This window comes from Cohnella cellulosilytica (assembly GCF_042431195.1).
GTDB lineage: Bacteria > Bacillota > Bacilli > Paenibacillales > Paenibacillaceae > Cohnella > Cohnella cellulosilytica.
The window spans coordinates 105,182-116,642 of record NZ_JBHMDN010000013.1 but is presented as its reverse complement, the minus strand read 5'-3'; the positions used below and the strand labels follow the sequence as shown (position 1 = coordinate 116,642).

9 protein-coding genes are annotated in these 11,461 nt (G+C 58.0%); 8 read left to right on the top strand and 1 reads right to left on the bottom strand.

The genetic code is table 11. The features are described from left to right. Window positions 1-47 precede the first annotated feature (47 nt). From ACFFT4_RS10265 to trhA, 8 genes are all read left to right on the top strand, one after another. Window positions 48-1,403, top strand: coding sequence for an ABC transporter substrate-binding protein (locus ACFFT4_RS10265; protein WP_378047327.1), 1,356 nt, complete (start codon window positions 48-50; stop codon window positions 1,401-1,403). Between the two features lie 121 nt (window positions 1,404-1,524). Continuing rightward, a complete protein-coding gene (locus ACFFT4_RS10260) occupies window positions 1,525-2,412 on the top strand; it encodes a carbohydrate ABC transporter permease (protein WP_378047325.1) in 888 nt (295 codons plus the stop codon). After that, window positions 2,409-3,284: a carbohydrate ABC transporter permease gene (locus ACFFT4_RS10255; protein ID WP_378047324.1), complete on the top strand. Its 876-nt coding sequence runs from the start codon at window positions 2,409-2,411 to the stop codon at window positions 3,282-3,284. Before ACFFT4_RS10260 ends, ACFFT4_RS10255 begins: the two co-directional genes overlap by 4 nt. Before the next feature lie 75 nt (window positions 3,285-3,359). Next, complete coding sequence (locus ACFFT4_RS10250) at window positions 3,360-4,442, top strand: glycoside hydrolase family 172 protein (protein ID WP_378047322.1); 1,083 nt, start codon at window positions 3,360-3,362, stop codon at window positions 4,440-4,442. A gap of 331 nt (window positions 4,443-4,773) precedes the next feature. Next, window positions 4,774-5,637 (top strand): DUF72 domain-containing protein, encoded by an 864-nt coding sequence (locus tag ACFFT4_RS10245; RefSeq protein ID WP_378047320.1) that lies wholly within the window; start codon window positions 4,774-4,776, stop codon window positions 5,635-5,637. A 57-nt stretch (window positions 5,638-5,694) separates the two neighbouring features. Further along, the gene (locus ACFFT4_RS10240) at window positions 5,695-6,687 is read left to right on the top strand and encodes a Gfo/Idh/MocA family protein (RefSeq protein ID WP_378047542.1); all 993 of its coding nucleotides are present in this window, start codon (window positions 5,695-5,697) and stop codon (window positions 6,685-6,687) included. Window positions 6,688-6,779: 92 nt separating this feature from the next. Next, on the top strand, window positions 6,780-8,174 hold the full coding sequence (locus ACFFT4_RS10235; protein WP_378047319.1) for a sialate O-acetylesterase: 1,395 nt from the start codon (window positions 6,780-6,782) through the stop codon (window positions 8,172-8,174). Between the two features lie 26 nt (window positions 8,175-8,200). Then, entirely contained in the window at window positions 8,201-8,839 is a 639-nt protein-coding gene (gene trhA / locus ACFFT4_RS10230) for a PAQR family membrane homeostasis protein TrhA (RefSeq protein ID WP_378047317.1), read from the top strand. Between the two features lie 3 nt (window positions 8,840-8,842). Here trhA and ACFFT4_RS10225 read toward each other — a convergent pair whose 3' ends face one another. Then, window positions 8,843-11,443 carry a winged helix-turn-helix domain-containing protein gene (locus tag ACFFT4_RS10225; protein ID WP_378047316.1) on the bottom strand — a complete coding sequence of 867 codons (2,601 nt, stop codon included), beginning with the start codon at window positions 11,441-11,443 and terminating at the stop codon, window positions 8,843-8,845. Window positions 11,444-11,461: the final 18 nt, after the last annotated feature.

Below are 11,461 nucleotides of genomic sequence, written 5' to 3'. Positions count from 1 at the left end.
TCTGATTAGAAAATCCGTAATATCCTTGCTTCAAGACCGGGAGCCCGTTGATTAAGATTAGCACTAAAGCGTGTATGTATGCGCTGCATCTACTTAGGAGGGGCGACATGAAAAAGTATTCTATCACCGCATTACTCATGATTTTCACGTTATCCGTCATGCTGGCGGCTTGCGGCGCGGACAGCGGCGGCGCGCCGGAGGATAACGACGTGACCGGGCAAACCTCGGCGTCACCGGACAAGAAGGTTACGATTCGAATCGCAACGATTAACCGGGAAGAGAATAGAAAAGAATTTCTCGATCTGATTAAAGAGAAGCTTCCCCATATTGCTGTGGATTATAATTTTATTGACAATAACACGTTTACAGATGTCGTAACGACACAACTGATATCCGGCGCAGGTCCGGATATTATCGAAGGCTTTGATCCCAAATGGGTCAATAACGGCTATTTGATGGACCTCAGCGATCAGCCGTTCGTCTCGCAATTTTACGAAACCGGACTTAAGGAAAACACCGTGGACGGAAAAGTTTTCGGGATTCCGACGACAGGATGGTTTGAAGGGGTCTGGTACAACAAGGCAATCTTCGAACAGAATCAGTTAGAATCGCCGAAAACCTTCGACGAATGGCTTGCGATTCATGACAAATTGAAGCAGAACGGCATAAAGCCGCAAGCAATGGGCGCCCAATCCTGGGAACCCATGATGAAGCAAGCGATGTCGATGGCGTTCAATGAATTCTACGATAAGCCGGAGAACGGCAGCTTCGATAACGACCTCCAGACGGGCAAGCGGAAATTTTCCGAATTGACGGAGGCCTTCAAAATTTGGGATGAAATGATTCAGCGGCAGAATATTACCCCGGAGATGCTTGGAATTACCTATGATCAGGCGCTGGACGAGTTCGCTTCCGGCAAAGCCGCCATGTGGGAATCCGGACCTTGGTCTTATGAAATGATGATGAAGAAAAATCCGGATTTAGAGCTCGGCATGTTTCCGTTGCCGGGAAAAACCTCCGCTGTCGGTTATCTGATCGGCGGACCGGGAGTGCCGTGGACAGTCAACGAGAACAGCAAGCACAAAGAAGAAGCCCTGCAAGTATTGAACCTGATGGCGACGCCGGAAGCGCAAAAAGCGCTGATGAAGACATACTTCGGTCCGTCGTTCCTGAAAGGATTCGACGATCCTGAATTGCCGGACCCTTACAAGGGCGTTGAGGAAGCGTTCACACAAGGGCGTGTATATGCTCCCTGGCCGAACTGGGGCCCGTTAAGCGGCAACACCTTTATTACAGAGGTGGGGAAACTGCTGCAAGATCATCTTGCAGGAGGCAAAACGATTGAGGAAGTGCTGCAAGGAGCCGACAAAAAAGCCGAGCAATTGATCAAGCAGGCGCAATAGTTCCGAGCTGGACCTTATGCAGCGAATTTGCAGAGATAAGAGGATGTGGTTATTCACTTGACCACATCCCTTCCATTTTGGCATCGGGAGGCAACTGCCCGAATTATTGAGGTGAGCACATTTGCAACGGACGCGATGGCGTAAAGAGCTTGTATTTCTCGCATTTATTTTGCCTGCGCTAACCGCATATTTGATTTTTTATTTGTATCCGATGCTCTCGACCTTTCTGTATAGCTTCACCGACTGGACAGGTTATCGGAAGACGATCCAGTTTGTCGGCTTGCAAAATTATATCGACCTGCTGAAAGACGACGAGGTATCGATCGGAATCAAAAATTCGGTCATCTATGCGCTGGCGATGACGATCCTTCAGAACCTGTTGGCGTTACCGCTCGCAGTGCTTCTGAATCGTCGGTTGAAAACGCGCAATTTGCTGCGCACCGTATTTTTCGCGCCCGCCGTGTTAAGCCCTATGGTTGTCGGCTATTTGTGGGGCTACCTCATGTCCGCAACGGATCATGGATTTCTGAATCAAATGCTGGCTGAATTCGGAATGAATAAAGTGAACTGGCTAGGCGACCCCAAATTGGCGTTATATTCTATTATTTTCACCCAAGTATGGCAATGGACCGGGTACGCCATGGTTATTTATTTAGCCAATCTGCAGGGGATATCAAGGGAACTGTACGAATCCTCGGGGATAGACGGCGCGAATGGATGGCAGAAATTTTGGCACATTACGCTGCCCATGCTGATTCCTTCGATTACGTTCAATACGATCATGAGCATGATCGGCGGTCTGAAGGTGTTCGACGTGATCTTTGTTATGACAAACGGGGGCCCGGGGCATTCTACGGAAACGATTGTCATGACCCTGATTTCAAAAGGGATTACGCAAGCGCAATATGGCTACGGTTCAGCGTTTGCCGTCGTGTTTTCGCTCTTGATTATGGTGATCGTCTTCTTTCAACTGCGAGTATTGAAGAGATGGGAGGACAAACTATTTTGAATAAGAATGCGCCTCTCGGATTAAGAGTGAACTGGCGGAAGCGAATGTCCGTACGATCCAAGCATGACCTTGTTTTAGAAATCATTTTGATTATCGTCGCCGCAATATGCTTGCTGCCTATCTATTATTTGCTGAATACGACTTTTCGCACGCCGAATGAGGTGTTGGCCAGTCCTTTGGGCTTGCCCAAGCAAATCGATTTTAGCGGTTATGTGAATGCCTGGAAAGTCATGAATTATCCGAATGTATTCAAGAACAATCTGATTATTGCCGTTACTTCGGTCGGAGGCGTCATTTTTCTGTCCTCTATGGCTGCATATGCTTTCGCCAGACGGTCAGGCAAGGCGTACCAGCTGCTATTCGTCACGATATTGGTCGGGGTCATTATGCCCTATCAAGTCGCCACGATTCAATTGTTTCGTGTGCTGAAGGATTTCCACCTTATCGATTCGCTGTGGGGCGTTATCCTCGTAGAAATTGCCATAGCCGTTCCTTTTAACGTGTTTCTCATTAAAAATTTTGTGAACGGCGTGCCGATTCAATTGGAGGAGTCCGCCTATATCGACGGGGCCGGCGTGTGGAAGACGTATTGGAGGATAACGTTCCCGCTGTTGAAGCCCGTCATTGCCACCTTGACGGTACTGGATTCGTTAAGCGTATGGAACGATTTCTTTATTCCTTTGCTGCTCTTGCAATCGCGGGCGAAAGGCGTCATTCTGCTCGAGGTCTATCGCAATGTCGGGGAATTCCAGACGGAGTGGACGAGCTTTTTCCCGATGATGGTGCTGGGAGTGGCTCCGCTGCTGGTCCTCTACCTCATCATGCAACGATTCATTATCGAAGGCATCTCTACAGGAGCCGTTAAGGGCTGAAGCGGAGCAGATTCAGTGCAGGATACCGATCGCGTCAAAATGACGAATACAGATGAAACAAGGAGACTTTGGGCCATGCATCCATTTAACGGTTTGAATATGGGACTCGGAAACTTGATGAGATTATCCGGTGCTAGGACACGGTCGATCAGCCCCGAGAATTTCTCCGGGGCCAAGGGAGAAGGCGGCAAGGCGGTAACGGGAACCGGCGCGAGTTGCGCGCAGGACTTGGGAGTGGGATGGAAGGTATCGCCTTCGGTCGAGATTCAGCCCGGCGAGACGTTCACCCTGGGCGAGATTCATGAAGCGGGCGCGATCCAGCATATTTGGCTGACCTGCTATCCGGCTATTTGGCGACACTTGATTTTCCGAATTTACTGGGACGGAGAAGAACAGCCTTCGGTGGAAGCGCCGGTCGGAGACTTCTTCTGCAATGGATGGCAGGATAAATGCAATGTAAATTCACTGCCCGTAGCGGTAAATCCTGCCGGCGGCATGAATAGCTATTGGCAAATGCCGTTCCGCCATTCCGCCCTCGTCACGATGGAGAATACTTCGTCTGAAAAAGCGCTGGTATACTATCAAATCGACTATACGCATACGGAGGTGCCGGAAGACGCGGCCTATTTTCACGCGCAGTGGCGGCGGAGCAATCCGGTGGGATACAAGGATGTGCATACGATCGTTGACGGCATCCGGGGCAAGGGGCAATACGTCGGCGTTTACTTGGCCTGGCAGGTGAACAATAACGGATGGTGGGGCGAGGGGGAGGTCAAGTTCTACCTGGATGGAGACGAGGAGTATCCGACCATCTGCGGTACAGGAACCGAGGACTATTTCGGCGGCGCCTTTAACTGGGAGCATCCGGCCGGGCAGTACGGCACATATTCGACGCCGTTCCTCGGCATGCATCAGGCGATCAAACCGGACGGGCTATATCTCAGCCAGCCGCGCTTCGGCATGTACCGCTGGCACGTGATGGATCCTATCCGCTTCGAGCACAATCTTCGCGTGACTGTCCAGGATATCGGCTGGCGCTCCGGCAGACGGTATTTGCCGCAGCAGAGCGATATCTCGTCCACCGCGTTCTGGTACCAGGCGGAGCCGCACGCGCCGTTCCCCGGGCTGCCGGACAACGATGCAAGAGAAGTCACTTGATGCACGTCCCATCTCCGGCGAACATTTGCGTGCTGCCGAACGGAGAGGAAGGGACCAGCACACCGAACGCCTTGCTGCGTTGCCGGTGTGTTTTTTTTGCGAGCCGGCTTTGTCCCTTCCTCTCTCCGATGACGAATGCCATGCTCAAGGCGGGCCTTCCGTAAAGGCGCTCGAGCGGGAAGACAACGATGGAGATTGAAAAACCGTAATGCCGGTGCTTGCATAGGGGAGAAAACGGGAGACGGGATGATGTATAATCAGAGCAGGAAAGGCCGCTGTCTTCCGGGCAAGCATAGGGACGAAGCGAGAGAGTCGGGAGGGGAGATGCGCAATGATTGTCATAGGCCTGACCGGATGGGGGGATCACGATCCGCTGTACCCTCCCGGAACGGCGGCGAAGGATAAATTGAAAGTTTACGCGCGGCATTTTGCCCTTGTGGAGATGGACAGCGCCTTCTACGCGGTGCAGCCTCCGGATCGGATGGCGCGTTACGCGGAGGAAACTCCGCAGGGCTTCGGCTTTGTCGTCAAAGCCTATCAAGGCATAACGGGCCATCTGAGAGGCAAGCCCTATTACGAGAACGACGACGACATGTACGGCGCGTTCCGGGACAGCCTGACGCCGCTGCGGGAAGCCGGCAAGCTGACGGCCGCGCTGTTCCAGTATCCTCCCTGGTTCGATTGCACGAAGGAGAACGTCCGCCTGCTGCGCGAGACGAAGAAGCGGATGGAGGATTTCCCCTGCGCGCTTGAGTTCAGGCATCAGAGCTGGTTCGTGCCGGAGATGAGGGAGCGGACGCTTGCCTTCATGCGGGACGAAGGCTGGATTCACAGCGTGTGCGACGAGCCGCAGGCGGGCGTCGGCTCGATTCCGACGGTCCCCGAGGCGACCCGCGCGGATTGGACGCTTGTCCGTCTGCACGGCAGGAACGCCGGGGGCTGGAACCAGAACGGCAACGCCGACTGGCGGGCGGTCCGGTATTTGTACGATTACAACGAGAGCGAATTGGCGGAATGGGCGGCGATTGTGCGAGGACTGGCGGAGAGCAACCGGTCGGTCGGCGTCGTGTTCAACAACAACTCCGGGGGGCATGCGGCCGGCAATGCCAAGCAGCTGATGCGTTTGCTGGGGCAGCCCGTATACGAGCTGCCGGTCGCGCGTGAGCCGGAGCAGCTGGATTTGTTCAACTTCTAGAACCGAGGATACGATCGAAGAGACGAACCCATGGAGCGGAGAAAGGGAAGATTGACTATGCTTAAATTCGGCATCATCGGAACGAACTGGATTACGGACGATTTCATCGACGCGGCGAAGAGGAACGAGGATATCGCGCTGACCGCGGTATACTCTCGAACGGAGGACAAGGGACGCGCGTTCGCGGACAAGCACGGCATCCCGAACGTCTATACGGATCTGGAGCGGTTCGCGGCGGCCGGGGAGTTCGACGCCGTCTATATCGCGACTCCGAACGCAACCCATGCCGATCAGGCGATTCTGTTCCTGGGCAAGGGCAAGCATGTGCTGTGCGAGAAGCCGCTGGCCTCCAACGCGCGCGAGGCGCGGCGGATGATCGAGGCGGCGATGGCCGGCGGCGTGCTGCTGATGGAGGCGATGAAGTCGACGTTCACGCCGACGTTCCGCGCGGTGAGGGACAACCTGCACAAGATCGGAACGGTGCGCCGGTATTTCGGCAGCTACTGCCAATACTCCTCGCGCTACGATCTGTACAAGCGGGGAGAGCTGCCGAACGCGTTTAATCCGGCCTTGTCGAACGGCTCGCTGATGGATCTCGGCGTCTACTGCCTCTATCCGCTTGTCGTGCTGTTCGGAGCGCCGGAGCGGATCCAGGCGAGCGCGTTTAAGCTGGCTTCGGGGGCGGACGGGGCGGGCAGCCTGCTGCTCGGCTACGAAGGCATGGACGCGGTCGTGCACTATTCGAAGATCGTCGACTCATATTCCTCCGCCGAGATTCAGGGAGAGAACGGAACGATCGTGTTTGACAAAATCAGCCGCCCCGACCAGGCGCATATCCGTTACCGCGACGGCTCGGTCGAGGAGCTGACGCAGCCCCAGGAAGACAACGCCATGTACTACGAGGTGCGGGAGTTCGCCGACCTGATCGCGAGCGGGAAGCTGGAATCGGATGTCAACTCTTACGACAACTCGCTCCAGGTGATGGAGCTGATGGACGAAGCCCGCAGGCAGACGGGGCTCGTCTATCCGGCGGACAAGGACGAGGAGTAACGGGTGTCGGCCGTTGGCAGACCCAGGGCGTTTAGCTTTTTGTATCTGGTCAAGAAACTGTTTGTAAACTTATGTCAGCGAGGCGAATCGTGATGGAAAATCAGCAAATCGGAGTCATCGTGGAGCAGGGGCCGCAGGATTGGGCGATCGTGCAGCAGCGCGGCGGCGCGGCAGCCCTCGAATTGTCCGGAAAATGGCGCATGGACGAGCCGGCGCGCGAAGCGCAAGCATACGTCCGGGCCGTTCGCGAGGAGAGCGGGGAGACGGTCGTCGGTTGGACGAAGGCCGAGATGACGGAGGAGCGGGGCTGGAGGGCTGTCTTGAACGACGTTCCGGCAGGCGGCCTGTACCGGATCGAGACCTGCCTGCAGATCGACGGCAATCCCGCGATGGAATGGGCCGTCCGCGGAGATATGATCCACCACGTCGGCGTAGGCGATCTGTGGATTATCGCGGGGCAGAGCAACGCGGCCGGCTACGGCAAAGGACCGGTCAACGATCCGCCGGAGCTCGGCATCCACCTGCTGCGCAACAGCGGCCGATGGGACCTCGCCACTCACCCTTTTAACGAATCTACGAACACGCTTCATATAGAAAACCGCGAGACGGCGAATCCGGGGCATTCGCCTTTCCTCGCTTTTGCCAAGCTGCTGAAGAAAGAGACCGGCTATCCGATCGGCCTCGTGCAGACGGCGCTCGGCGGCTCGCCGCTGAAGGCGTGGAATCCCGGGGAGGACGGAACGCTGTACCGCAATATGCTCGCCGTCTTGCGCGCCGCGGGCGGCTCCGCGAGGGGCGTCGTCTGGTACCAGGGGTGCAGCGACTGCGGTCCGGGAGATTGCGAGACTTATGAGGAACGCTTCCGGCAGACGGTCGAGCGGTGGCGGGCCGACCTGGGCGATCCGGAGCTTCCATTCGCCACCGTGCAGTTGAATCGCCATACGAAGGACGCGACGGAGGACGACAACCGTGCATGGGGACTCGTGCGCGAGCATCAGCGTAATGCCGCCCGCGTCATCCCGAACGTAACGGTCGTTCCGGCCGTCGATTGCCCGCTGTCCGACGAGATTCACAACAGTCCGGCCGGCAATCTGCTGATCGGGGAGCGCATGGCTCGGGCCGTGCTTGCCACGGTTTACGGGCGGAACGTCCATTACCGGGCTCCGGAAATCGCGGATGCGCGCTACGACGCCGGCTCCGCCACGGAAGCTCCCTTCGTCGAGGCCGTGTACGAACACGTCGGCGGCCATTTGATCTCGATCGGACCGAATCAGCCGGTGTTTACGATTGAGGACGAGCTCGGCCGGGCGGAGATTGAAAATTGGTCGATCGCCGGCGGCAGCGTCGTCCGCATCGGGCTGAAGCGGCCTCTTCGGGGGCAGGCGTATCTTCACGGCGGATACGAGAAAAACCCGGCCGTCTATTACCCGGTTGACAGCGTGACGTATATGCCGCCGCTCGCCTTTTACCGGTTTCCGATCCGGTAACGGGCTCTAGAAAGGAGGGGCCGCCGATGGCGAATACTCACGTCTATACGAAAAGGGAAGAGATCGCGAACGCGATCACGCACGGCATCGGAACGCTGCTCAGCATCGCCGGGCTCGTGCTGCTGATCGTATTCGCGAGCCGGGAAGGCACCGCTTGGCACGTCGTCAGCTTCACGATCTACGGCGTGACGATGCTGCTGCTGTACACGGCTTCGACGCTTGTGCACTCTTTTCCCGAAGGCAAGGTCAAAGATTTGTTCGAGACGTTCGATCATTCGTGCATCTATCTGTTCATTGCCGGGACCTATACGCCGATTTTGCTCGTCACCCTGCGCAGCCCGCTCGGCTGGACCCTGTTTGGCGTCGTGTGGGGGCTGGCGGTCGCCGGCGTCGTATTCAAGGCGTTTTTCACGAAAAAGTTTCTGGTGCTGTCCACGCTGTTTTACGTCCTGATGGGCTGGCTGATCGTCTTTGCGTGGAGGCCGTTGAACGCGCTGCTCGTTCCCGAAGGGCTGAACCTGCTGATCGTCGGAGGGCTGCTGTACACGATCGGTTCCGTGTTCTACGTGTGGCGCGGATTTCCGTACCATCATGCCGTCTGGCATCTGTTCGTCGTCGCCGGCTCCGTGTTCCACTTCTTCGCCATATTGCTGTACGTGCTGTGAAGCTTAATCCTCCCGCAGCAGGCCGAGCCTCTGCGCGGCGATGACGGCCTGCGTGCGCGAGGAGACGCCGAGCTTGCCGTAAATGCGGGAGGAATACACCTTGACGGAGCCCTCCGACAGGGACAGGATCTCGGCGATCCGCTTGTTGGACTCCCCGAGCCGAATCAGGTCGAGCAGGCGGATTTCCGCGCGCGTCAGCGGCTCGATCAGGCCGCCCTGCGCCGCCGCGACCTCCTCCCGCGCGTCGTCCGGGAACCGGGCGAGCAGTCCGCTCACGTACGTCCGCGATCCCGCAATCCCGGAGCCGGGATTCTCCTGGTCCAGACTGGCCAAATATTTGCGCAGCAGCTTCTCCGTCCGAACTCCCCCTTCCAGGAAAGTTCTAACATATCCGTTGGCTTCCCCGATCGCGATCGCTTCGCGCAGGGTCTTCATCGCTTCCGCACGCTGTCCCGTTCGATCCAGAAGCTCCGCCTGCAGGAGCCCGATTTCCGTCAGTCCCGCCAAGCTCCCCTCGCGGGCCGCCTGCGGCTTCATCCGCTGCAGCAGACGGAGCGCCTCGGCTTCCTTGCGCTGCGCCGACAGCAGCCGGCATAACGTCAAATAATCGTATTCGCGATGGTAGGAAGGTCTGTCCTTGGCTTCGATCCGCAGCTTGGCGACCTCCTTCTTCGCCAGATTCGTCGAGCCTTCCATCAGGTGGAGGCGCGCCTTGGCCGAGGCCAGGAAGCCGCTCCAAATCTCGTTGCCCGGCCCGGCGACGCGAGCCTCCGCTTCGTCCAGCGTCTCGTGGGCGAGCTCGCGCTGCCCGGAAAACCAATACAGGTTCGTCTGCGTGATCCGGCACGGCACGAACAGCCCCGGCACAAAGCTGCGATGCGCGGCCCGTTCGATTCTCTCCAGAAGCTCGGCGCTTTCCTCGAAGCGATCCCATTCGTAGAACCCTTCCGCCAACGCCTGCAGCACGTACAGGTTGATCAGCGATTCTCCCCAGCCGTGCCGTTCGAGCGCGCCGGCGAACAGCCGCCCGATCTGCTCCGTCTGCGCGGAGAGCACTCCCTTCAGGCCGAAGGCGGTCCGCCGGGCAAGCGGCTCCGTCAGATTGTAGTTGAAGTTGAAGAACAGCGGATTGCGCGGCAGAAACTCGTCCAGAATTCCGTCCGAGAAGGCAAACCACTGCTCGAATTCCCCGAACGTGAACAGCAGGTTCGATCTGACGAACAGCAGGCCGCTCCGCAGCCGCTGACGGTCTTCCCCGGCGTCCGGCGAACGGGCCGACGCCTCCAATTGCTCCAGACATCGCCCGGCGAGCTCGCGCTGGCCGGTTACGACATACAGGAAGGCGCGCAGAAGCGCCATGTCCGCAGACAGCTTCGTCTCCGGCGGGAAGCCGTCGAACCACCTCAGCAGGGTGGGAAATTCGCCGCGCTTAAGCACGTCCGGAGCATGGCGTTCCAGACAGCGTTCCGCAAGGTCGTAATCTCCCCCCGCCAGGGCGCAGTCGATCGCTTCGTCGAGCAGACCCCTTGCGGCGAGGCTTTCGGCCGCGGCCAGATTGGCGCTCCTCCACAGCTTCGGATCGGACTCCTTGACGCGATTGCGCAGAAAATCCGCGAACAGACGATGGTAGCGAAACCAGTCGTCATAGTCGTCCAGCGGGACGAGGAACAGGTTCCGCGACTTGAGCCGTTCCAGCATGCTCCTGCCGTCCGCACGCCCGGTGACAGCGTCGCACGATTTGGCGTCCAGCCGCCGCAGCGCGGACGTGGCGTACAGGAAATGCCGCATCTCCTCCGGCAGCCCGGCGACGACCTCGTGGAACAAGTAATCCGCCACATGGCGGTGATGCCCCTTGAACCGGTCGATGAACGCTTCGCGATCCTCGGCTTCCCGCAGGGAGATCGACGCCAGCTGCAGCCCCGTGATCCAGCCCTCCGTCCGCTCGTGCAGCTTGCGGACATGATGCGGCTCCAGGAAGGACGAAGCTTCGCGGCAGAAGCCTTCCGCCTCCTCCGCCGTGAACAGCAGCTGGGAAGCGTCAATGACGGTCAGCTCGTCGCGCGCGATCCAGCGGGATACGGGGAAGGGAAGCTCGCTGCGGCTGGAGAGCACCAGGTGGAGTCCGAACGGTTTATGCTCGATAAAATAGGCAAGGCTGTCGTGAATCCGCGGCTCCGTAATCGCGTGATAATCGTCGAGCACGAGCACGGCCGGACGACTTAAATTGCACAGCCGATTCATGAACGCGTCGAGAAAGGTGCTCGCCGACACGCCGGGAAACGTGCGGACGAGCTGTTCGTATTCCTGGCGTTCGTCGGTCTCGATCAGGGGAGACAGCGCTTCGGCCGCATACCGCCAGAAGCGGACGGGGTCGCTGTCCGCCTCTTCGAGCGACACCCAGGAAGCGTCCCTTTCGGTCAGGCTGAGCCACTGGCCGAGCAGCGTCGTTTTGCCGAAGCCGGCGGGAGCGCTGACCAGGGTGAGCCGGCCTTGGACCGCCAGCTCCAGACGTTCTATAAGTCTGCTCCGCTCGACCAGACTTTTCCTGGCGACCGGGAGACGGGTTTTCGAATAGAGCAGCACCGATTCCGGCGATCGTATCATGTTATCCCCGCGCTTCCT